The sequence below is a fragment of the Mesorhizobium sp. P2_C7 genome, from assembly GCF_056404515.1.
Genome location: NZ_JBFUDW010000015.1, coordinates 183,917 through 203,973, shown reverse-complemented (window position 1 = coordinate 203,973; position 20,057 = coordinate 183,917). Strand labels below are relative to the sequence as shown.

Genomic DNA, 20,057 nt, shown 5'->3' with positions numbered 1-20,057 from the left:
TCCATGCCGATCAGACAGGGCGACAGCTTCGCGAAGAAGGGCAGTACCTGCCGGCGGCGCAGCGGCTTGCGGACGACAACATCGCCCACCGCATCAATACAGTGAACCTGAAAAACGCTTTTGGCCAAATCCAGGCCGATCGTGATAATATCCATGACGGGTGGCTCCCTTGGCTCGTGGTCGCTTTGACAGCATCCACACTTTGGCACTCAGATGCCGGGAGCGGGAGCCATCCACATCATCTGCTTTTCAGGCGGTGGCAAAGCTGACCTCAACGACCGACATAGGGCGCAAAGCAGCCACGGCACCTACGACGAATAAATTGCCGGCGGGCGCTTGTCCTGCGGCCTCTAACGACTGACGGCGAGCAGCCTGTCCGCCGCCCCAGCAAAAGCGCGCAGTGTCGCCTGCTCCTGTGCTACTGCCTTTTCGTAGAGCCTGTTATATGTCCGCCAATGCATTCCTCGAGGCTTGTCCGCAAGTCGTAGCGGGACGCTTGCGGTTCCTCCAAGGCGTTGCCGCAATTTCCGTGCCTTAGAGAGACATCGAAAGCGAGGATCTTCGCTCTGGGAGCGATAACTGAGATCCAAACACACACGGCAGCGAAAGCCGTTACCGTCGTAAAGAACTGCGCATCTACGATTGCAGGACGGGCAAATGAACCAGCGCCGCTCACCGCCGAAATGTTGATCCGCGGAATCAAGAGCGATGACCTCGAGCACGCGCTGCCACTCTTGGGCTGGCCCTAGACGGCGATAGGTCAATTCCAAGCTGTCTTCGCGCGTGAAAATTTCGATCGAACGAAAAGGTCGACCGCCGACAGTCCACTCCAAATTCCCTCGGCGCCCGGGCGACAGCAGCCCGCCCTTGCTCAAATCCGAGATGCGAAGATCCAGCAGATCCTCGCACTTGCGGCGAGCTCCGGTTCGCCACCTATTTCCCGATCCTGGGCCACCCATCGATTCCTTGGGATTGGCGAGCGGCGAACGCCGACAAGGTCGAGACAGTGGCCGATCAGTCCACCGGGATCTTTGGCCTGCTTGGGAGCGGCTGCAGCATCAAAGGGAATATTAGCATCAATACCGGCGAGCGGATCTATCACGTCCCAGGCCAAGAATACTACAGCCAGACAGTGATCACGCCAAGCAAGGGCGAGCGCTGGTTTTGCTCTGAGGAAGAGGCGCGCGCCGCCGGCTGGAGGAAGGCAAGACGATGAAGCTCGTCTGTCTGGCAGCACTATTTGTGACGTCGGGTCTACCTTCTCACGCCGATGGCGAGCGCTCGAGCATGGCACCGGCGTGCGAGTCGGCAGTCAGCATGGAGTCGGCACTGCGGCTCCGGGCGCCTGGCTCATAGGAAGGGAGGCATTCATGGCCCAGCATAGCGGGAGGACGGCTTATCCGAAGATCGGCGTCTGGTACGACGGCGACAAGGAGATCCATCTCAGCATTGAGGGCCAGGGTCTTTCGACCCTAAACGCAAGGGCATCGAGCGAAAGAGGTAACCCCCACCTGTTCAAAAAACTGGCAAAACATCTGCGCAATGCAGGCTTGCCGGCGCCCGATCTAGACAAGTTGAATACGGAGAAATTTCTGCAAGAAGACGCAGCGTTGAAGGGTGTCAAATGGGCATCGGAATTGACGCATGCCCTAGAAGCAGCACGAGAAATGGGCCTTCCGATGGTCGTTCAGGTGGATGATATTTCCATAGGCGGTCGAATGCATACACAGGTCTTGGCTAGGCTGCTGATCGAGTGAGGGCTGAGTCAACTGCCTGTTGCCAAAATCCCGCTAGCATCGCTAGGCATGGAATCAATTATCGACGATCTCTCGCGGAAGAAAGACCGCTCAGCGGTGGATAGCAGCAACCGGCCGCACGGCATCCATCCTATCTGATCAGCACGTCTACCATTTGGTTGGCTGAGCATCCTTAGAGATATCTATTCCTGACCTGATCCGATGAGTGCGCACAGCGGTGCGGCGCGTTGGGTGGGCTTCATGTAAAATCCTAGTGAAAACGTCGAAGACAGGTTGCCAATTGCGCGGGCGGGCGCACTGTCTCCGAATGGTGGCTACGCATGTTGAAATGGTGCTGTTCGAACAGTCGCTTGGCGATGTCGACGGGATGCATCTACCGTTTGGCGATCGGGTGGCTGACGCTGCGCAGAAAACCTCAGGGTCGGTGCTATTCGACGTCCGTATCGAAGGTGACACCCACATCCAGCGGATGGCAGCTATCGGCTACGGCGAAGCGGGCATAGCAGTTGTTTTGATGCAGAAGGATGGTCAACTTCGGTGCGCGTCAGTAAACGGCGAGACCGACCTTCTGGTCGCGGAATTGGCAGCCTGGGAGGCGTCTCCGCTCAGTGAGCATGCCCGTGTTGAATACGGCGGAACGGCAACGATGCTCATTGCTAAGCTTCGCAGCTCGGGGCATTTCGGGCGATAAGTCCAAACTTGCTCCCAGACCAGCGCGTGGGCGCGTTGGGTGGTGTTGGGCATGTTGGTGGGTTTCCTAAAATGAAAAGGCCGCCTCGATGGGCGGCCAGAGTTCGCTCTAGGGTATTTAAGTTAGGTCACTCAGCCTCAAATGCGGCGCCTAATACAACTTCTTCATCATCGTCTGTAAATTGCTCATCCTCAGCTACTTGAAGATTGCGCGGCCTGTCCAACCACCAGCGCTCTCCCTCGCGCCTTAAATCGCCAATCAACGTAATAGCATTTTTGGTGTCATGCGCGGCAAGTGCGTCCGAATAATCATCTGGGCTTAATATGGTCCTGACGTATACTGGCTTCCCGTCGATAAACGTTTTTACGGTGATTTGGCCCTGCACGTCTGTTGGTTTGCGGGAAGTGCCAGTGACATAACCTTCTATATACTCGTCCGGTCTCGGCTCCCGCGCACGCAACTGTCTGGCAGCCTCCTGAAACACCTCGCCGTCCCCCCGAGTGAACTGCACTCGCCTGCGAGCCTCTGGAGTTGGGCGAGTGCGTGCCCAAGTGATCGACACATCCAAGCCCTCACCACGCTCAATTAATGACGCAAGTGCTTCGCACAGATTTGCACTCACGCCATCTTTCACAGCCCGCTGAAATGGTTCCAAGCCGTCGCCTCTAATCGCCTCTTCTGCTGCCCTTCTCGCAGACTCCAAACCGTCTGCCAGGCGTCGCGTAACTTGACGATCAAATGGCTCCTCCTCAGGGAAGGGCCAAAGATCTTGCTGAGCAGGCGCCTGCAATGACGGCGGGACAGGCGCAAGCAAAGTCACCACAAAACTCCCGTGCTCGGTCTGACCAAGACGCACACGATCCATGTAGTTTGACGCAACCTTATTCCCTCCCGCTCGATAAGCGGGACGAGGTTCAGTTGCTGCACAGGCGGCAGAAAGCAGGAGATCCCTGGCATGGAGAAAGATGTCCACACCGGCATCAACGCGGACCGATCCATCCTCGTCAGCCTCAGGTGCGCGAACGCGTATTACGTCGCGATCCGCGCCTGATAAATCGCGATAGACTTGAAGTTCAGACCGTCCTTCGTGATTGGCGATCGTCCTGATGATCTCAGAAACGACATCGGGGTAATCGCCCAATTTCGCGGTTCCCGGTATGATCAATTCAGGCGCGTTCTCCTTCGTGAAGACATCGCTGTGCTGGCCGAATCTTTCCGCTCGAGTCCACCCTTGGCCTCTGACATAAGCGGATAAGGCTTGAGGGGTCAGTGCAAGGAGCACGTCACGGTCATCGGTGAGCGACTTGATCATGCGAGGCTCCCTGTCCGGGATTTTTCCATCAATTTTCTGAGGGTTTCCGTATCAAACGTATTCGTCACAGGGATGTCCACGGTCGTACTTGTCCGGTTTTCCGTTGCCGGAAAACCCGCCAGAGACACCCAGAAAGCGCAATTTCGTAGAATCAAATTCTCCGGCGTAAGTGTTAACCATTCACCCTTGCTTTGCGGCAATCGGAGGACCACGAGGATGCGCGGTGTCTGCGTTTCTATCCGGAGCAGGTCGTAGTTTCGCTGCTTGCAAGCGTATCTAAAGCTGTCACCTACCTTGTCCAGGTTGATGGTGGCTTTCAGCTGAACATCAAGCTTGGGGCGAAACGTATCGCCGGCCTCGATGGTCAAATCAACTCCGTCACGGTCGAAAGTTCTTAAAGCGACGACGTACCCGGCGCTGGCGGCGACGGCGTGTGCATACACGGCGGAATAAGCCTCCTCGATGTCCGAGTCTGCGAGCAGCGAATCCATGCACCCGTCCTGCCAATATAGCTCCGTTCGGGGTGTATCACATGACGAGGCCGGTGCCATCCGTCGGATCCGCGTAGACCAGTTCACCTAAAATACTTCTCTGCCGAGATAGGCGGTGATCGATAGGATCGACCGATGGCTGGAATTGAGCCATGGCATCGCATCCGCCATTTCCTCCCAAGCTTCCTTCGCATAGTCGGATAGCCAGTCAAACGGATCGCCAATTGGCCAAGGCTGCCGTTGCTAGGCTGGTTATGTGTTTTGCCAAACCGCGCTGGATGGCTCTTTGTGTAGCCTGTAAGTACCGCTTTCTCGTACGGAATTCGGGGGCTGGGCATAGGCTGAAATCCCCTTAGCGGTCATATTCTGAATAGGTTTTCTCTGCGTAAAGCGGCCGGAGCGGTAGGCGGAAGGCCATCTCTGGAGCGATCGTCTATGCCCCCCGGGGGGTGTCGACAGGTTGCCGGTGAACGGCCAACGGACCGCCCGCATCGCACAGCGATAGCCGTAATACAGAAAAACCTAACTCACGCGCCCGCACGCGTAACGCGCGCGCGCGAGGGCAAAAGTGATTTTGCCGTCGGCCGCAAGCAGGTTACGTTGCGTCATCAACGAAAGAGGCGATGACGATGAAAACTTTCCTCGCAACAGCCACAGCGTTCTGCCTGTCCGTATCCGCCGCCTATGCCAATTGCCCGTTTCACGAGAAGGTGCAGGCGTCGGTCGACACGCAGAAAACAGCGAGCGTCGAGAAGGCCGACATGTCGAAGGCTGCGGACACTCAAACTATAAAGAAAGAAGTGCCCGCAAAGACCGAATAGCGGCGCGCTTGCCGCAGGCAGTGTGCAGCCTCGGCCAAGCGCACCGCTTCGGTCATCTTTAGCGCGTGCTCGGCACTCTCGGCCGGCTGCATATTTTTGTGCGCGGCGAGCATTTCGCGGGTCGTTGTCATATGAAATTCTCCGAAATTGTTACGGGCAAAAATCCCACAAAAAACTTTATTTCTACCGCTTTTGCACAGGTAACTCCCACATCGGTCGCAAAGGTAAGGCTGGTTTTTGAGCTTACACCCCGTTACCCCCTCGCACGCGCGTTCGTGCGCGTCTCGGCTTCGCCAACGATTGCACCATCCCTCCGCTGGTTATCGTTCGCAGGCTTCAGGTCTGACCTGATCTTCCAAAACTCGTTCCAGCTTACGCGACGTATCTGCACGCTGCCGTCGGCAAGCGCGATCGTTCGGGAAGTGCTCATTCCGTATCTTCGGGAAAAGGCGCTCTAGGCGCGGTTCCGGCGAGGCCGGTCTTCATCAGCGCCACCGCGGCGCTGGTCTTCTCTCATACTATCTAGGGGCGAAACCGCCCTGCAAACACTAACATAAGATTCTCGGGCGAATTATTCCACTTCAGGCGCAGTCAGCATGGCTCATAAAAGGCGGCTGGTTCGTGGGCGTAAAAGATTCTCGGGCGGCGCGCGCCAGGGCAAGATGAACATTAGGTGTGAGGGAGGCTTTGGGCGTCGTGTAGCAGTCGCTCGAGCCTCACTATGGTATCGCGAATTAGATCGTGCGCGCGGCTGCTTTCCCCAAGGCGCATGGCAGCCTCGCATTCATTTAGCACGGCGACGGCATTCTGAATCTCTCGCTTGAGATCATCGGTTTTTTTGCCCATCAGTCATCGTCCTTCAAGGCCTTTGCTTCGTCTTTCAATTTCGGCCAGTCAGCGCCGTGCTTGCGAAGTAGCTCGCGTGCTTGTTTGGCCGTGACATCCGTCACCTCCGTCAGGTGCTCAACCTCAAGTTCTGCACCTTTCTTAAGGCGGCTGGTATCGGTCGATTTCTTTGCGGCCATATTTGCGTTCTCCTCCTGCATACCAGTCAGATGAACGAGCATTTGATGTGCCTGGTTCCAGTCTATGGAACAATCTGCCGACTGCGTGGGTTTCTCTGCCGAAGGAGACTTCCATGATCCGTTGGCTGATCAGAATCGGGGCACTCTACGTGGCTTACAAGTTTGGGGAAGAGGTCGGACGCGCGCAGGCCCGCGTCGAGTTGAACCCGCAATCTCCCCTTGACTATGAGCGCATCCCGTCAGACCGAAACGAGGATGAATTCGGCGAGTTGTAAGCCGGTTCGTTATCTTTGGCGGCCGGCCGCAAGTCCGGCCCGAGTTTCCAGAGCGACTGCCACGATATGCGGCGAACCTGAACCCTTCATCAACAGTGATGGTCTGGGCTGTAGTGACCATGAGCGACCCCGTAGTTGTGCGGCACCACGTCGATTTGCGGCACCTTGGATTTTCTACACACAGCAGCGTGCGGCACTATCCCCACAAGGGGTATAGGTGCCGCGCCGCAGTGTTTTGCGTCACTAGCGGCACCCCCTTTGCGGCACCTCTTTTTTAAGGTGCCGCAGCCGGTTTTATGTGCGGTTTTGGGTGCCTATAGGCGTCCTGAATTTCAACGATTTCCAGTTCGCCAGCATCTATCCATGCGGCCAGCATCGTCTTGATCTGCTCACAATCGGCCTTCGGATCGAGACCAAAAATTTCAGCCACCAACTTGCCGGCCCAATTCTTAGCCTGCGCCGATTCCTTATAGTGGCTCGCGTGCAGCCTCACCTTCAATCCGGCAAGCATGTCTTCGGGCACGTCTGCCACGGCGGCACGTCGAGTTTCTGCCACTCGCTCAGCCAACACGTACGACGAAGGCCACCGCCACGGCACGACAACGCCGATGCTATCGCCTTGGCTTAGCATTCCACTGCCGTTACCGAGGCTGACGGACTCGAAGCGACGCCACTGGCTTCGTGCCGATTTGGTCATGTTCACCTTGCCGAGGTCGATACGGAAGTACTCGCGGCGATCCTCGACACCCGCCTTAGTGGCCTCGGCCTGCGTCATACCGTTTATCGTTCGGACGGAACGTGCCTTGTCCTTCAGCGCACCGCCACCGCGGCCGGAATCTGCTGTCACCTCCTCAGCGCCTTTGACGATGTGGTGGATCACTTCAACGCAGCAATCGCCGCGCTCAGCTACAAGCTGCCATGCCTTTGCCACGCGCTGAATGGCGCTGTTGTCATTCTCAGGAACCTCATGCGTTGAGACGAAAGGATCCACTATTACTACGTCGATCGCATTCGCTTTGATCTCGGCGACCATTGCTCTTACGAGCGGGGTGCAGACCTTAAAGTCCTTTCCGACCTGGCGCATAATGACGAACTCATGATCTCGCCCGGAATCAGTGAACAGCCGTCCGCCAATCTGCTCGTTGGTGATTCCGAAGTGCATGGCTGCTCCAGCGAAGCGGCGCTCGATTTCGTCGCGCGGATCCTCCACATTGATATACCAAACGCGGAGCTTCCTTCCCAAGGGGCCGTCCGGGTCTAACAGCGGCCTGCCTGTGACCATAGCCAGAACTTCCGAAACGGCATGGGCGGACTTGCCGCCGCCGCCAGCGCCAACAGTCGATGTCAGGTATTTGCGGATGTAGTGGCTTGCGAATAGCCACTGGCGAGGCGGGATAGCCGAAGGGTCGCCCAGCAAAAATGGGCTTGCCTTGATCGGCTTGGGAGTTTGACTGTCGTCGTATTGCTCCTGCTGATCTTTCTCAGGCGCATCCGGCGGTCGCACTTTAAGCGGCTCGTCATCAATGATTGCATCCATAATGACGTCCAGCGCTGCGCCGCACGGCTCTCCGTCTATCTGTCGAATGATTGGGGTGCCTTCGCGCCAAAGCGTGACCACCGACACGCCTTCAACATCGTCCAAAAATCGAGCGAAGCCATCCGTGAGAATGCCGAGACGGGGCACGTCTTCCGGCTCGAGTTCAGTCCAATGGCCTGCAAACTTTTCGATCGTGTCGCGTGTGGTTTTGGCCCAATCAGCCTCACCGACGTCGAAAGGCACCAGAACAATGTCGCCGAACAGGATGTCTGCATAATCGGCCAGGCAGTCCAACGCGTGTTCTCGCGGATCTATGCCGACCAAAGCCACGGCAGGCTTAAAGTCGTCATCCTTGCCGAATCCGTCCGGCAGAACGAACGGCGTCATTTCATTAAGAAGGGACATTGGCTACACGGCCTCCCAGTGCATCCCAGGCAGCCGCCGCCAGAAGGCGGGCATAGGTGCCGTCAAACTGTGCGAGGCGCTGTCCGCCCTTTGATGGTGCGAACACGAACTTCTTCCCGTCGTTAGTGACGGCTAGCTTCAAGCCGATGATGCGGAGACCGTCGACCACTTCTGCGTCAAATAACGCGACGTTGCGGAACCGCCCGCCGCCATGGTGGGCGGCAGGCCTGCAATTTACAATTTTCAACTTGGAATTCCCGTTTTTGGAAGATTGCCGCCGTTGGTTCGGCGGTGGGTTTTTGAAATAGTGTGGGGCGCTAGGCCGCCCTCGCCTCTTGTTCCTGTATCCATCGGGTCAGCGTCGACTTCCGAGCGCATACAGTTTCGCCGAGCCGGAAGTGCGGCAATCCGTTCCTGCTGACCAAGTGATAAATAGCCCGACGAGGGAAGCCGAGATGCTTGGCTATGGCGTTGGCGCCGCGCAGGATGTCTGCGGCAAGCGGTGTATTGTCGTTGTCAGTCATTTGAAATTCCCCGTTGCAACCGACACCATAAGGCGCGGAAATCCACACGCGCCGACGCGCGTTCCAAAAACTGAAAATGTGAAGAGGGGTTAGGGCCGCCGTTCGGTTGGGCGGGAGAAGCGAGTCGCGGCTACAAGCGCCGACTTACCAATTCAATAGGCGTTTTCACATTTTTTGTCAAGCTGTACGGGTAACGAGGTGAGTTGCGGCGTGTTGCAAATAATTCCGTGTTGCATAGAAACCGATGGTCATATACCGTCACCTCTCAAAGGAGACGAACATGGCTACAATCCGCAAGCGCGAACTCCCCTCCGGCAAGATAGTCTGGCAGGCCGACTACCGCGATGGAGGTGGTAGTCGGCGGCACAAGCAGTTTGCCACGAGGAAGGCTGCTGACGACTTCCTATTGACTGCACGCGGCCAGGTACGTGCCGGGACGCACGTGGCGGATAGCGCAAGCATCACTGTCGACAAAGCCGCAAAGCTCTGGCTAGCGCAGGCGGAGAAAAATGGCAGGGAACGCGCAACGGTAGCGCGGTACAAGTCGACCTACGAGTTGTACGTAAAACCAAGATTCGGCGCCACGAAACTGGCCGCTCTGTCCGCCCCTTCAATTCAAACCTTTATCGATGATCTAACTGGCACAATGTCGGCTTCATCGTTGGCGAAGGTGCACGGTGCCCTCACCTCAATTTTCAAGCATGCAGTCTCACGCGGTCACGCAGCCACAAACCCTGCCCGCGATATACAGATGCCATCGGCCACGCGCGACAAGCGCCGGCTAGATATGCCAACCAAGGATGAGCTTCGCGCCATCCTGAGGCATACCCCAGCGCGGTGGATCCCCTTCATTCGGGTTGCAATGCTGACGGGAATGCGCGCCAGCGAGCTTCGCGGTCTCCAGTGGCGCGACGTTGACATAGAAGTCGGCACCATCCATGTTCGCCGCCGCGTCGATCGTTACAACGAATTTGGGCAGCCCAAGTCTGACGCTGGCACGCGCGATATACCGATCTCTGATAGCACCGTCGCCATGCTTAAGGCATGGCGCAAAGAATGCCCAAAGGGCGAGAACGACCTAGTATTCCCCAATGGCGAGGGAAATATCGAAGGCCACGCCAATCTTCTGCACCGCGTCTTCTGGCCAGCGCAGATCGCGGCGGGCGTCACGGTAGAGACAGACGAGAAAGACGAGAACGGCAAGCCGATCCTCGATGCCAAATATAGCTTGCACGCCTTGCGCCATGCTGCTGCCGCACTGTTCATCGAACGGGGATTTCCGCCCAAGAAAGTTCAATCCCTCATGGGGCACGCATCGCTTGCGATGACGTACGATGTTTACGGATATCTCTTCAAATCCGAAGACGACGACAGAGCCAAAATTGCCGAGATGGAAACCGCCCTACTGGGTTGATTCCGCGTGTTAACACGGAGTCCGTGCAACACGGATGCAACACGGAAGCGAATAACTTAATATAATCAATATCAGCATGCGGTTTTGTAAACCGAAGGTCGGCGGTTCGATTCCGTCCGGGGGCACCAGTTTCCACCCGACAATCCCCAGAAATCAAGGAACTCAAGGGTTTCAACGTCCCCCGAGGTACACCAAAAGGTACACCGAGGGGTACACGAAGGATGAAAATGGCACTGGAGCATGTCCAGCCACGCGGCAATCGGAAGGTCTATCGAAGGAAGGTGCCTAAGGCACTCCAAGGCATTCTTGGCAAGACTGAGATGGTGCTTCGCCTCGGCAAAACCGACGCCGAGGTGCGCAAGCAGTATGACGCCACCCACGCCGAGGCAGAGCAAATCTTCGCCAAAGCATGGGACGAGTTGCATGGAGTGAAGGCGCCGGCAGCGAAGCTCACAGCGCGCGAACTGTTCGACCAAGCGACCAAGCGACTTCGGGACCTCGGCTTCAACCCGTATCGCGCCGGCAGCGGCGATCCTGATGATCCTGAGGAACTATCCGAATGGATTGCTCGCGATGTCGTCGCTGAGCAGATCGCTAAAGGCTATCCGAGGGACGAAGAGACCGACCACCCCGTTGGCGTCTCTGACGAGGACCGGGCACTGCTGACGCTACTGACCTCCTCAAATAAGCCCGTCGGTCCCTCGCCCACCCTAGAGGACGCCAAGCGGCTTTATTTGAAGGACCGCTTCACCAAGACCAATCCTTCCGAGAAATCGAAGAAGCGGGAYGAGCAACAAGCCGACCGCGTGGTCGGACATGTCATAGCGGCTCTGGGTTATGATCCCGTGCTGGCGGACATGAAGCGTGCCGATGCCAGAGCTGTTGTCGACGCCATGTTGAAGGTCATTACAAAGGCCGCGACCGTGGACCGTTATCTCAACGTAGTGCGCGCCATCATCACCCACGGCATTCGAGAGTTTGACCTTGTCGGGGTGAAAAACCAGTTTGAGAAGCTCGACGTTGCGGATAGCGCTAGAGAACCTGATAAGCGTAAGAGGCTCCCTTTCTCCCCAGAACAGCTGGCAGCGACACGGGCGCGCGTCATGGATCGTGCTGCCGAGGACCTCCAACAGATTTGGCGGCTCCTAGAAGGCACCGGCTGCCGGCTATCCGAGATTAGCGGGCTTCGGGTCAGCGACGTTATGCTGGAGGTTCAACACCCGCACATCGATGTTGAGTGGCACGACGAGCGCCGGGTGAAGACCGAAGTATCGCGCCGGAAGGTCCCCCTCGTTGGTGACGCCCTCCAGGCGGCGCGGGAGGCCGTCAATGCTGCCGGTGACAACAAGATGCTGTTTGCCCGTTACGGTCATGAAGGCGGCGGTGACAAAGCGTCGGCAGCGCTCGGAAAGCACGTCAGAGCTGCCGTCACGGACAGGAAGGTCACCACCCACTCGCTGCGGCACCGCATGGAGGACTTGCTGGTAATCGCTTGGGTCCCCGAGAAGCTCAAGCGGTCGATCATGGGTCACTCAGGGGGTGGCGCTGGGGACAACTACGGGGGCGAAGAGGCGCGGCTGAAGGTGGCGACTGAGGCCATGCTGAAGGCGCTCGCAGCCGTCAAGGAGTAGAGTGCGACAGAAGCCTCATTACTCCGCTAACAACTTGGACGAGGTTGAACGAGAGCAGCAAGGCGAACCCGGCCAACCCAATGACACCACCCAGCGGAATGGCAAATGAGAGTTGCCGAATTGCCCACCATTCAGATTTCGCGAAATTGTCCCCAATTTCCCGACAGAGTGCGGTAGTCAACTTCACTAGTCGAAAAAGCAAATAGAAACCAAACAAGCAAGGAACGATAAGAAAGCGGTATAGGCCGGAAGGAAATGCTTCCGGATCGGCATTAGGCGTCCCAATGAGCAGCCAGGTGACGCCCAAGCCGGTCCAGTAGGCAATTACGGCGAGGAGATTTCTGGTGTATTCAAAAGCCGGTTTCTCGGTATCCATGATTGATTGAAGTGATTTGAGTAGCATAGTATTCCCCCAAGTTGCCTATCAATCCCAACGGGCACGCTATCTTCCTGCAATCCAGTGTGCGTGCAACCTTCATGACCACGACCCGGCGGAAGTTCGGGTGAGGCGATAAGGTCGTGCCGAACTTGTAGGACGCTGGGTTGGCAGAACGGGGCATGGACAATGACGGCAGAAGAAATCGAAACCAATGAGAAGATCACCGCGATCTTTAACCCCTCGATGGTTCGAGCAAGGGACGACCTTTTCAGAAACTCTCACAAGCTGGTCCACTACACGTCGGCTGAGGTAGCCATCGAGATCATTCGGCACAGCAGAGTTTGGATGCGTAGCACCCTCTGCATGAACGATTTGAGCGAGGTGCGACACGGAATGCAGATGATGCGCCGGTTCTTCGCTCCGGTGGACCCCGAACGGTCCCCAGACCTCGGCCAGATTGCGTTCTTTCGAGCCCTCGACGAAGTACATCCCGAGGCAGGCGCAAAATCCCTCGAACTCCTCAATGGGTGGGCCAATACGATAGAGGTCGGAACCTTTATCACATGCATCTCCGAACACCCGTCATCTGAAGACGCTCATGGCCGCCTTTCGATGTGGCGTGCTTATGGCAAAGGCTCTGTTGGCGTGGCAATGGTGCTTAATCCTGAGCCGTTTCGAGCTACATCGGATGTCCTGAAGGCTTATGCGGCTCCCGTGAGTTATCTGAGTGCGGTTCAATTTCTGGCTATCATGCAGGAAGTCACTTCCAACATTGGACGTGACAAGGATTTCCTGAGAACAGTCGATTTATCTGCAGTTGTTGGAGCTGTATTTAATTTGTTTCTTTTTGGAGTGACCTGCACAAAGCACCCCGGTTTCGGTGAGGAGCGGGAATGGCGGTTGATACACGTTCCAGCCATGCACCAGTCGCCCGTTCTTGAGCGCTCTATCAAGAACGTCGGGGGCGTGCCTCAGCCAGTGTACGAGATACCCCTGAAAAACCGGCCCGAAGAGGGCCTAGTAGGTATTGAAATTCCGGAATTGATCGAGCGGGTGATAATTGGCCCCACTGAGTTCCCGGTGGCCGTGCGAGACGCGCTCATAACTGAACTTGCGGCCGCCAATGTTCCGAATGCAGCACAAAAGGTGTCCGTTTCCGCTATTCCATTGAGGCCGCAGAGCCGTTGAGTTTCATAAATGTGCAACCTCTACAACATCACCACGTCGCAGGAGGCAATCCGCCAGTGGACCGGCGCATTGCGGGACATCTTGGGCAACCTCGAGCCGTCCCTTGACATCTATCCCAACCGACCTGGCCCCGTGGTCCGAAACGCTCTGGACGGGGGGCGAGAGTTGGCCAATCTCCTGTGGGGAATGCCGTCCCCACCCGAGCGAGTGAAAGGCAAGGCCGACTACGGAACCACCAACATTCGCAAGACCAATTACTTTCACTGGCAGCAGTATCTCGGGGTCGAGCATCGTTGCGTGGTGCCGGTGACCAGTTTCGCGGAGCCGAGCCCGGAGGAGAACGACAAGGACCCCGAGACTGGCATTCAACGGAACTACTGGTTTGCCCTGAACAACGACCGTCCGCTGTTCTTCTTTGCGGGGTTGTGGACGCCCTGGCATGGAGTGCGGAAGGTGAAGGACGGCCCCAGCGACCACGAGGTTTATGGGTTCTTGACGACCGAGCCTAACGCCCTCATCAAGCCGATCCACGAGAAGGCCATGCCCGTGATCCTGAGGACACAAGAGGAAACCGAGATGTGGCTTACGGCGCCATGGTCGGAAGTGAAGGGTCTACAGCGCCCGGCGCCAGACGCCGCCCTTGTGATCGTCGAGAAGCCAGCGACACAGATCAAGATCCCGCAGGGTTCCGCCGACGCCAAGGGCCAACTGCCCTTGCTGTAGCAGGGCAACCCTCATGCCGGCTGGGACAGGTCGGGGAAGTCTCGATCATGCCATCCTCCAACGTAGCAGCAATAGCGACCTTTGAAACCGATCTCGCTAAGGAGTATGCGGGTGATAAGTTCGCGAACAAGAATGATCCAGTCCCAAATGTCGACGTCGTCCGGCAGCACGCCGGTATGCACGATTGTGTTCCTCAACCTCACGAGAGACACTATCGTCTCTAGGGGGAAATCGCGTCGCGAAATCCGATAGTGATCGAATACCGCATCGATCTTGGCGGAAAGGGGCTTTTGGTTGATGCCTTTGACACGCTCCCTGAAAATCTCCCGCTGATCAGAGGTCAGGTCTCGGTCGTGATCGACCACGTCAATGAGTTTCTGTCGAACAATCTTGAACTTGGCTTTAGGGACTATTGTTCCCCTTTTTTCTGGCAGCTGGCTTTCTATGATCGTTTCCAGTGCTGTCATCGCGGTAAGAAAGCGGACTTCGTCGACACTCGTACCGCTTTGCATCCATCGCAGCCCGATCCAGACGACCTCTGGCACAGGCCCTTGGTCAAAATAGCGACGCACCAACGCTGCGATGATAGGGTCATGATCTAGGGAGTGCTGGACGGCGAACTCCTGTCGGTTACCCGAACCGGCGTAGAAGGTAGCGGTGAAGGTGTTGCCCTCTGCATGATCCAGCCTTGGCGTTTGGAGACGAGCGCCATGAGCGAACGCGAGACCTTGGTGCATGTGGCGCAGAAACTGATCGGCTTGGATGATCCAATCGGCGCCCGGCGTCGCGCTTGGAGCCGTAATCGTCACGCAACCAGACATCTCATCCGCCGAGGATGATCCCTTTGTGGCTCCCCAAACCGCCAAGGTTCCCAGAGGAGTTTCAACTGGTGAGTTGCGAAAGGACGAAAAACCACGAAACCACAGCTTAAGGATGGGTTTCGGTGCCATCTCCTTCATGACGTTTGTGACCGTCACGGATAGATAGTTCACCTCGATGAGGTGGCCCTTGTGGTTGTGCCGGTATGCTGCCAGCGACAACGTATCGGAGGTAATGCGATCGCCAGCTTTGCTGTTCGCGTCCACGGCAAAGTGTTCAATAGCTTGCCCTGGCTTACCCATAGTCTTCGCGAGGCGCACGAAGCTGCCCCCGTCTACAGCATCGAACTCAAAACGCAGCCGGCAGTCTGCCCTAGCGGAAAGTGAGAAGCGGACAGCAATGGCGTCTTCGCCGACCACTAGGTTGCCGCGATAGCGCTTCTTCTTCAGCACTGCAGATTGATCGGCACGTCTCTTTCGTTGCCGGGCCGGTTGTGTGTCTTTGGCCATGTTTCTCCCCCAGCCTTCTACCACTCGTGATCCTAGTTCGTCTCATCCCTCCAAACGACCCGCCGTACGGTTCTGATTTCGGCAAGCCGCCGAACCCGAATGCCCTGCCTCTCCCGGGCAGCTGGGTTTTGCGTCTCGGCATGCATGTAGTCGTTCTTGCCGCATCGTTCGCAACTCATTTTGCTGCCCACCAAATCGGCCTCGACGTCCCCGAAGATTTCCTTGAGGTCACTGGGCAGATACCAGCGCTTGACGTTGCACAGACCGCAACGGACCAGCACAAGCTGCCCAATCTCATGGGCATTGCTGAGCTTCCATTCGCCGCCGCGCTTTCGCTTCCACCAGTGTCAGGCATGGAACCAAGATAGGAACGCATTCCTCCTCCGGTCAATTCGTCCTTGACATTTATGTTCTCTTTTTGTTCACTGCCGGTATGAAGCGTTTTGGAGCAATCGCCATGGACCACATCGTGACGCTCGACAGCCGCCAAGAGGCTGCTCTTCAAGCCGTCGCCGACAATTYCGTTGCCGTCCATAAGGGCGACGTGATGAAGGCACTCAAGGAAATGATCGTCCTCAACGGGCGCCTTCAGCAACAACTTGACGCGCGCTCGGGACCGCGCCCCGCAAGGAGGAATGAGGGTGAGCATCTTGCATTTGTACGCTGAAGCCAAAGCCGAACTGCATTCGGAAGCAGTGAAGCTGATCGCTCTATACGAGAGCCCGCTTGAGACCGTGAAAGCGCTCATGGTCTACAATTGTGAGCTTGAGACCAAGATACTCGCCATCGCTCACCGGCATCCGGGGGTGGCGACCGTCAGCTATGACGATACCCCGGTAATGCTGGGATGACGGCGGACGTGAGCGACGAAATCAGGCTTCCAAGCCCCGAACACGTCACAGCGCCCGGTATCCAGCATCATTATTGCGAGCGTCCTGGCTGCGGCAAGGATGCCGGATGGGGTTTCGCGAAGCCAAAGCGGGAACCGCACTGGTTCTGTTTCGAGCATCGCGGCGATGGTGAGAAATACCTGTGAGACCGAGCAATGCCAGCCGAGCAACAGCAAGTCGATCCAAACGCGATGGACTGGGAGCTTGCCGCTGATCAGGCCATAGCGACCTGCGGCGGGGATGCCCGAGAGGCAGTGAAGGCACTTCTTGTCGCCAACGCCTCATTGGAGCGCGAGGTAGCCCTATGGGCACCCGCCGTGAGCTTTGGGTTCAGCCGGGGGTGGCATCGACGCCAGCGCGATGGGGCCGATTAACGAACCTCCAACGAAGGGCAGCAGCATGTCAGACAACATCCTTCCGCAACCGAAGATGCCCAAGCTGATAGTCGTCACCGCCTTCGACCGCGATGAGACCGGCGACCTTCAGCCCGTCTTTGGGCCAGCCGAGCAGCAGACCGAGGACCGGGCGATAAGAACCGCGAAGGGTTTGGCCGGGAAACATGCCGGGGTCATTGCGTGGTCGCGTGACGCCAACCCATCGCTTGGAGAGTACGGTGAGCCGACCACGCTCTTTGTTGGCGGCGACGTGCCCGACATGGAGTGACGACTGGACGGTCAGGCTGCCTAAGCAGGTGGGAGGAACATGCTCTCTTCCTTGGCCGCTGCCTCGAATGCCCTGCGGGCGTCCTGAGAAGGCACCTGTCCTTCAATTGCTGCCATGCAGGTCTCCACGGCATGTTGCCACTTAGGGCCACGCTTGGTCCACTTCAGGAGTTGCTCGGCGGCACCCTCGACGTGGCTGACCCCGAAGCGGATGCCAGGGCGGTCAGTCCTGACGTAGATCGGAGGGTTGAACCAATGGAGTGCCATAGAGCTTTATGCTGTGGACCCACCGTTGATACAAGCCGCAACCGCGTTGGTCAGCTCAGAGTGCCCATTGGGCTTGGAGACCCAACGTCCCTTTAGAAAAATGGGAGCTTCATCACGGGCGGTCTCGGAAGAGCTTCCGGTGTGAACAACAAACGGAATGTTCCGATCATGAAGCAGGCTGGCTATTGCCGCGCAGTTCCCGTCCCGAAGCTCAATGTCGAGGACGGCGACATCTGGGGAGTTTGTCTCAAGCCACTTATGGGCGTCGGCGCAAGACGAGATAACTGCCAAGACCTTGAACCCTGCATCACGCAAGGCCTCTTCAACGTCAAGCGCAATAAGCGCCTCATCTTCCAAAACGACAACCGACAACACCGATTGGCTGTCCATCGTCATCACCCAATTGAGGGCGGGGGGTTAAAGTCCCTTCCCACTCGCCAGCGCCCACAACTTCAGCCAGCGACACCGCGGAATGAACCTCCCTTAAAGCCCGTCGTCAAGAGTTTTTTTGCGGTTTGCGTAGACCGTATCGTGAACCAATGCAGTGCCGTCGGGTCAGTGCTTGCGTCTGCCCTCAATCTCGTCAAGCAGAGATTGGTGCTCCTGGGGCAGCTTGGGCTCTACAGGCAGCTTCAGCAATTCACGAAGGTAACCTCGGATTGTCTCTGAGGTGATCCACTTACGAATGAGCCTCGAGATAGCTTCCTGCTGCGCTTTATTCAGTTCCTTCATAGTCGGCCTACACGAGTATTCTGAAGCCGAACTCCTGGGTGTCTTAAAGGTTCCTCTGAAGTGGTCGGAATGTTCGGTACAAAAATCTGAGCGGCTGATCGGATAACAGGCACGCGCGCCGGCCCCCCGTACCCCTCCGCTTCCCGCACGTCGACCCACAGTTGCCCCTCAAGACACTCCCTTCGAACCAAACAGGTTCGTCCAGCGTCCGGTCTTGTGCGGTCTGTCAGGCACAACGAACGTTGACATTGGACAAGAGCCTCGGCTACCTACCTTGTCAGGCACAACGCTTGAACAGGACAAAGCCGTGAAGCAGTACGTCATCTACACCCGCGTCTCGACCGACGAGCAAGGCAAGAGTGGCCTCGGGATAGAAGCACAGCAGCGGGACATCGACATCTTCCTGAACAGCTATTCTGAGGTGCCGTGCGAAATCGCCGGGTCATTTTGTGACATTCTGTCAGGCAAGACTGACAATCGCCCCGAGCTTGAAAAGGCGCTTGCCCTCGTCCGGAAGACCGGCGCCGAGTTGCTGGTCGCCAAGTTGGACAGGCTGAGCCGCAAGGTCGCCTTCATCGCCAACATCATGGAAGACCGAAAGGTGCGCTTGCGGGTAGCCCAAATGCCTCACGCCGACAACTTCCAACTTCACATCTATGCCGCCCTGGCTGAGCAGGAGCGCCACTTCATTTCCCAGCGGACCATAGCGGCCTTAAAAGTTGCGAAGGCGAGACATTTGGAAAGGGCAAGGCTGGACCCGACCTACACGAAGCGCATTGGCGGGTTGAGGGACAGGACCATGAAGCGGAACGATGCAATTCAGGAGAAGGCGCGAGCAGAGGGAGAGAGGGCGATGCGAGTGATTGGACCGCTCAAGGCAGCCGGTCAGAGCCTCAGCGCTATTGCCGCCAATCTCAATGACATGAACGTTGCGACCTCTCGGGGCGGGCGCTGGACGGCCAAGCAGGTTTCGAGGGTTCTGGAGCGCACGGCGCGCTGACAGTTGATCTGCAGGGCCTCACCCACACCAAGGGCGTGGCGTTGGCGGACAGCTTGTAGAGCCGCAGACGAACGGCACGGCCAACCCCTCAGACACCAATACGTCGCCCACATCTTGGCCATCGGCGAAGAGGTGACCCCAGCTTCGCCCGTAGTTGCACTTGCCCGTCCCCTCAGTGCCCGGCGGGCAAGAACACGGGATCATCTTCAGCTCCAGCTTCCCTGTAGCAACCAACTCTTTGAGGCGCGCCTTCGCTCGACGCCCAAGGTCTGCCTCAGCGTCGCACCTTGGCTCGATGCTTTCGGGCGCGTTGAAACCGACCAGCCGGGTCCCTTTCGCGGCACCGATGAGCCTGATGGTGTCCCCGTCCGTGATCGTGAACTGGCTCCTCGTCAATGGCGTGGCGGTGGTGGTGTCGGCCTCTGGCGACCCGAAGGCCCAACCGCTTGAAGAAGGAATGTGGAGGTGTCCTGTAGCGTAGGAGTAGATCAGGCCCCCCACGACTACTGCCAGTGCGAAGCCAAAGGCTCTGGCAAATCGACCGGCCAGATAGCGGGCCTCACGCGCAAGTGGGCTCCGTCGGCGGCGCGGCCTCCACGGGGTCGACCGAGGGCCAGTAGAGCGCGGCTGCGGTGCTTGGCTGACTGGTGGGGCGTAGCCGATGGCCTCGAAGAGCTTGGCGCGCTGCTTGTCCGTCAACCTCGTCTCGGGGCCGTACTTCACAAGACGGGCGTGAATGTCGACGAGGAAGTGTCTTTGCCATTGGCTGAGACGACCGCCAGCCAGGGCAATCTCGATGCGGACTTTCAACTCCTCGGGTTCCACAGTGAATGCCCCCCGGCCTCACAAGACAAACCAACTTCGCTGAATAGGTACTCCACTAGGACTTCCGAGGGAATGACCCACCCACTAGCACTACGAAACATCCTTTCGTCCCATAAGGCCTCCACTAGCACTAGGAAGGCGTGAATAGGTTGCCCACTAGCACTGAGAAGGCGAATACCC

General features: G+C 57.4%; 26 protein-coding genes and 1 pseudogene. 15 read left to right on the top strand and 12 right to left on the bottom strand.

The features are described 5' to 3' along the window. Positions 1–155: pseudogene (locus AC1D2G_RS27470) on the bottom strand (IS110 family transposase); the annotation flags it as partial. Between the two features lie 851 nt (positions 156–1,006). On the opposite strand from AC1D2G_RS27470, the gene AC1D2G_RS27465 reads away from it, so the two are divergent. From AC1D2G_RS27465 to AC1D2G_RS27455, 3 genes are all read left to right on the top strand, one after another. After that, positions 1,007–1,216 (top strand): sunset domain-containing protein, encoded by a 210-nt coding sequence (locus tag AC1D2G_RS27465; RefSeq protein ID WP_477417953.1) that lies wholly within the window; start codon positions 1,007–1,009, stop codon positions 1,214–1,216. 154 nt (positions 1,217–1,370) lie between these two features. Then, positions 1,371–1,757, top strand: a complete 387-nt coding sequence (locus AC1D2G_RS27460; protein ID WP_477417951.1) for a hypothetical protein — start codon at positions 1,371–1,373, stop codon at positions 1,755–1,757. A 307-nt stretch (positions 1,758–2,064) separates the two neighbouring features. Beyond that, positions 2,065–2,448 carry a hypothetical protein gene (locus AC1D2G_RS27455; RefSeq protein WP_477417949.1) on the top strand — a complete coding sequence of 128 codons (384 nt, stop codon included), beginning with the start codon at positions 2,065–2,067 and terminating at the stop codon, positions 2,446–2,448. A 127-nt stretch (positions 2,449–2,575) separates the two neighbouring features. Here the strand turns inward: AC1D2G_RS27455 and AC1D2G_RS27450 are convergent, their stop codons facing one another. Next, positions 2,576–3,760, bottom strand: coding sequence for a hypothetical protein (locus tag AC1D2G_RS27450; protein ID WP_477417947.1), 1,185 nt, complete (start codon positions 3,758–3,760; stop codon positions 2,576–2,578). Continuing rightward, positions 3,757–4,251, bottom strand: a complete 495-nt coding sequence (locus AC1D2G_RS27445; RefSeq protein ID WP_477417945.1) for a DUF4365 domain-containing protein — start codon at positions 4,249–4,251, stop codon at positions 3,757–3,759. The genes AC1D2G_RS27450 and AC1D2G_RS27445 overlap by 4 nt, the downstream gene beginning before the upstream one ends. A gap of 623 nt (positions 4,252–4,874) precedes the next feature. On the opposite strand from AC1D2G_RS27445, the gene AC1D2G_RS27440 reads away from it, so the two are divergent. Next, positions 4,875–5,072 (top strand): hypothetical protein, encoded by a 198-nt coding sequence (locus AC1D2G_RS27440; protein WP_477417943.1) that lies wholly within the window; start codon positions 4,875–4,877, stop codon positions 5,070–5,072. Positions 5,073–5,137: 65 nt separating this feature from the next. Next, positions 5,138–5,530, top strand: a complete 393-nt coding sequence (locus AC1D2G_RS27435; protein WP_477417941.1) for a hypothetical protein — start codon at positions 5,138–5,140, stop codon at positions 5,528–5,530. Between the two features lie 387 nt (positions 5,531–5,917). Here the strand turns inward: AC1D2G_RS27435 and AC1D2G_RS27430 are convergent, their stop codons facing one another. Next, complete coding sequence (locus tag AC1D2G_RS27430) at positions 5,918–6,097, bottom strand: hypothetical protein (RefSeq protein WP_477417939.1); 180 nt, start codon at positions 6,095–6,097, stop codon at positions 5,918–5,920. A 113-nt stretch (positions 6,098–6,210) separates the two neighbouring features. On the opposite strand from AC1D2G_RS27430, the gene AC1D2G_RS27425 reads away from it, so the two are divergent. Next, positions 6,211–6,372, top strand: a complete 162-nt coding sequence (locus AC1D2G_RS27425; protein ID WP_477417938.1) for a hypothetical protein — start codon at positions 6,211–6,213, stop codon at positions 6,370–6,372. A 274-nt stretch (positions 6,373–6,646) separates the two neighbouring features. Here AC1D2G_RS27425 and AC1D2G_RS27420 read toward each other — a convergent pair whose 3' ends face one another. The 3 genes from AC1D2G_RS27420 to AC1D2G_RS27410 form a co-directional block, all read right to left on the bottom strand. Then, on the bottom strand, positions 6,647–8,314 hold the full coding sequence (locus AC1D2G_RS27420) for an AAA family ATPase (protein WP_477417936.1): 1,668 nt from the start codon (positions 8,312–8,314) through the stop codon (positions 6,647–6,649). Further along, positions 8,301–8,561, bottom strand: coding sequence for a hypothetical protein (locus AC1D2G_RS27415; RefSeq protein ID WP_477417934.1), 261 nt, complete (start codon positions 8,559–8,561; stop codon positions 8,301–8,303). Before AC1D2G_RS27415 ends, AC1D2G_RS27420 begins: the two co-directional genes overlap by 14 nt. A 70-nt stretch (positions 8,562–8,631) precedes the next feature. Next, positions 8,632–8,838, bottom strand: a complete 207-nt coding sequence (locus AC1D2G_RS27410) for a DNA-binding protein (RefSeq protein WP_477417932.1) — start codon at positions 8,836–8,838, stop codon at positions 8,632–8,634. 280 nt (positions 8,839–9,118) lie between these two features. Between AC1D2G_RS27410 and AC1D2G_RS27405 the strand changes: the two genes are divergently transcribed. Further along, positions 9,119–10,252, top strand: coding sequence for a tyrosine-type recombinase/integrase (locus AC1D2G_RS27405; protein WP_477417930.1), 1,134 nt, complete (start codon positions 9,119–9,121; stop codon positions 10,250–10,252). Positions 10,253–10,473: 221 nt separating this feature from the next. Further along, positions 10,474–11,883: a tyrosine-type recombinase/integrase gene (locus AC1D2G_RS27400; RefSeq protein ID WP_477417928.1), complete on the top strand. Its 1,410-nt coding sequence runs from the start codon at positions 10,474–10,476 to the stop codon at positions 11,881–11,883. Here the strand turns inward: AC1D2G_RS27400 and AC1D2G_RS27395 are convergent. Then, positions 11,873–12,286, bottom strand: coding sequence for a hypothetical protein (locus AC1D2G_RS27395; protein ID WP_477417926.1), 414 nt, complete (start codon positions 12,284–12,286; stop codon positions 11,873–11,875). The two genes, AC1D2G_RS27400 and AC1D2G_RS27395, sit on opposite strands and share 11 nt — an antisense overlap. A 162-nt stretch (positions 12,287–12,448) precedes the next feature. Between AC1D2G_RS27395 and AC1D2G_RS27390 the strand changes: the two genes are divergently transcribed. Both AC1D2G_RS27390 and AC1D2G_RS27385 read left to right on the top strand, forming a co-directional pair. Beyond that, a complete protein-coding gene (locus AC1D2G_RS27390; RefSeq protein ID WP_477417924.1) occupies positions 12,449–13,450 on the top strand; it encodes a DUF2971 domain-containing protein in 1,002 nt (333 codons plus the stop codon). Between the two features lie 9 nt (positions 13,451–13,459). Beyond that, positions 13,460–14,173 carry an SOS response-associated peptidase gene (locus AC1D2G_RS27385; protein ID WP_477417922.1) on the top strand — a complete coding sequence of 238 codons (714 nt, stop codon included), beginning with the start codon at positions 13,460–13,462 and terminating at the stop codon, positions 14,171–14,173. An 11-nt stretch (positions 14,174–14,184) separates the two neighbouring features. On the opposite strand, the gene AC1D2G_RS27380 is transcribed toward AC1D2G_RS27385, so the two are convergent. Further along, positions 14,185–15,501: a hypothetical protein gene (locus tag AC1D2G_RS27380; RefSeq protein WP_477417920.1), complete on the bottom strand. Its 1,317-nt coding sequence runs from the start codon at positions 15,499–15,501 to the stop codon at positions 14,185–14,187. Positions 15,502–15,958: 457 nt separating this feature from the next. On the opposite strand from AC1D2G_RS27380, the gene AC1D2G_RS27375 reads away from it, so the two are divergent. The 4 genes from AC1D2G_RS27375 (at position 15,959) to AC1D2G_RS27360 (ending at position 17,054) form a co-directional block, all read left to right on the top strand. Beyond that, positions 15,959–16,168, top strand: a complete 210-nt coding sequence (locus AC1D2G_RS27375; protein ID WP_477417918.1) for a hypothetical protein — start codon at positions 15,959–15,961, stop codon at positions 16,166–16,168. After that, complete coding sequence (locus AC1D2G_RS27370) at positions 16,143–16,352, top strand: hypothetical protein (protein ID WP_477417916.1); 210 nt, start codon at positions 16,143–16,145, stop codon at positions 16,350–16,352. The genes AC1D2G_RS27375 and AC1D2G_RS27370 overlap by 26 nt, the downstream gene beginning before the upstream one ends. A gap of 8 nt (positions 16,353–16,360) precedes the next feature. Continuing rightward, positions 16,361–16,537, top strand: coding sequence for a hypothetical protein (locus tag AC1D2G_RS27365; RefSeq protein WP_477417914.1), 177 nt, complete (start codon positions 16,361–16,363; stop codon positions 16,535–16,537). A 253-nt stretch (positions 16,538–16,790) separates the two neighbouring features. Next, the gene (locus AC1D2G_RS27360) at positions 16,791–17,054 is read left to right on the top strand and encodes a hypothetical protein (RefSeq protein ID WP_284269195.1); all 264 of its coding nucleotides are present in this window, start codon (positions 16,791–16,793) and stop codon (positions 17,052–17,054) included. Between the two features lie 20 nt (positions 17,055–17,074). Here the strand turns inward: AC1D2G_RS27360 and AC1D2G_RS27355 are convergent, their stop codons facing one another. Continuing rightward, positions 17,075–17,320: a DUF982 domain-containing protein gene (locus AC1D2G_RS27355; RefSeq protein WP_477417912.1), complete on the bottom strand. Its 246-nt coding sequence runs from the start codon at positions 17,318–17,320 to the stop codon at positions 17,075–17,077. A gap of 6 nt (positions 17,321–17,326) precedes the next feature. Further along, positions 17,327–17,710: a response regulator gene (locus AC1D2G_RS27350; RefSeq protein ID WP_477417910.1), complete on the bottom strand. Its 384-nt coding sequence runs from the start codon at positions 17,708–17,710 to the stop codon at positions 17,327–17,329. Between the two features lie 649 nt (positions 17,711–18,359). Here AC1D2G_RS27350 and AC1D2G_RS27345 point away from each other — a divergent pair. Then, the gene (locus AC1D2G_RS27345) at positions 18,360–19,052 is read left to right on the top strand and encodes a recombinase family protein (RefSeq protein WP_477417908.1); all 693 of its coding nucleotides are present in this window, start codon (positions 18,360–18,362) and stop codon (positions 19,050–19,052) included. Positions 19,053–19,070: 18 nt separating this feature from the next. Here AC1D2G_RS27345 and AC1D2G_RS27340 read toward each other — a convergent pair whose 3' ends face one another. Continuing rightward, positions 19,071–19,877 carry a thermonuclease family protein gene (locus AC1D2G_RS27340; RefSeq protein ID WP_477417906.1) on the bottom strand — a complete coding sequence of 269 codons (807 nt, stop codon included), beginning with the start codon at positions 19,875–19,877 and terminating at the stop codon, positions 19,071–19,073. Positions 19,878–20,057 lie beyond the last annotated feature (180 nt).

Bases quoted from the DNA above. Each gene is read 5' to 3' on its own strand.
- AC1D2G_RS27350 (WP_477417910.1), bottom strand. From the start codon at position 17,710: ATGGACAGCCAATCGGTGTTGTCGGTTGTCGTTTTGGAAGATGAGGCG.
- AC1D2G_RS27395 (WP_477417926.1), bottom strand. From the start codon at position 12,286: ATGCTACTCAAATCACTTCAATCAATCATGGATACCGAGAAACCGGCT.
- AC1D2G_RS27430 (WP_477417939.1), bottom strand. From the start codon at position 6,097: ATGGCCGCAAAGAAATCGACCGATACCAGCCGCCTTAAGAAAGGTGCA.
- AC1D2G_RS27450 (WP_477417947.1), bottom strand. From the start codon at position 3,760: ATGATCAAGTCGCTCACCGATGACCGTGACGTGCTCCTTGCACTGACC.
- AC1D2G_RS27380 (WP_477417920.1), bottom strand. From the start codon at position 15,501: ATGGCCAAAGACACACAACCGGCCCGGCAACGAAAGAGACGTGCCGAT.
- AC1D2G_RS27425 (WP_477417938.1), top strand. From the start codon at position 6,211: ATGATCCGTTGGCTGATCAGAATCGGGGCACTCTACGTGGCTTACAAG.
- AC1D2G_RS27390 (WP_477417924.1), top strand. From the start codon at position 12,449: ATGACGGCAGAAGAAATCGAAACCAATGAGAAGATCACCGCGATCTTT.
- AC1D2G_RS27360 (WP_284269195.1), top strand. From the start codon at position 16,791: ATGTCAGACAACATCCTTCCGCAACCGAAGATGCCCAAGCTGATAGTC.
- AC1D2G_RS27445 (WP_477417945.1), bottom strand. From the start codon at position 4,251: ATGGATTCGCTGCTCGCAGACTCGGACATCGAGGAGGCTTATTCCGCC.
- AC1D2G_RS27385 (WP_477417922.1), top strand. From the start codon at position 13,460: ATGTGCAACCTCTACAACATCACCACGTCGCAGGAGGCAATCCGCCAG.
- AC1D2G_RS27440 (WP_477417943.1), top strand. From the start codon at position 4,875: ATGACGATGAAAACTTTCCTCGCAACAGCCACAGCGTTCTGCCTGTCC.
- AC1D2G_RS27455 (WP_477417949.1), top strand. From the start codon at position 2,065: ATGGTGGCTACGCATGTTGAAATGGTGCTGTTCGAACAGTCGCTTGGC.
- AC1D2G_RS27355 (WP_477417912.1), bottom strand. From the start codon at position 17,320: ATGGCACTCCATTGGTTCAACCCTCCGATCTACGTCAGGACTGACCGC.
- AC1D2G_RS27410 (WP_477417932.1), bottom strand. From the start codon at position 8,838: ATGACTGACAACGACAATACACCGCTTGCCGCAGACATCCTGCGCGGC.
- AC1D2G_RS27420 (WP_477417936.1), bottom strand. From the start codon at position 8,314: ATGTCCCTTCTTAATGAAATGACGCCGTTCGTTCTGCCGGACGGATTC.
- AC1D2G_RS27460 (WP_477417951.1), top strand. From the start codon at position 1,371: ATGGCCCAGCATAGCGGGAGGACGGCTTATCCGAAGATCGGCGTCTGG.
- AC1D2G_RS27405 (WP_477417930.1), top strand. From the start codon at position 9,119: ATGGCTACAATCCGCAAGCGCGAACTCCCCTCCGGCAAGATAGTCTGG.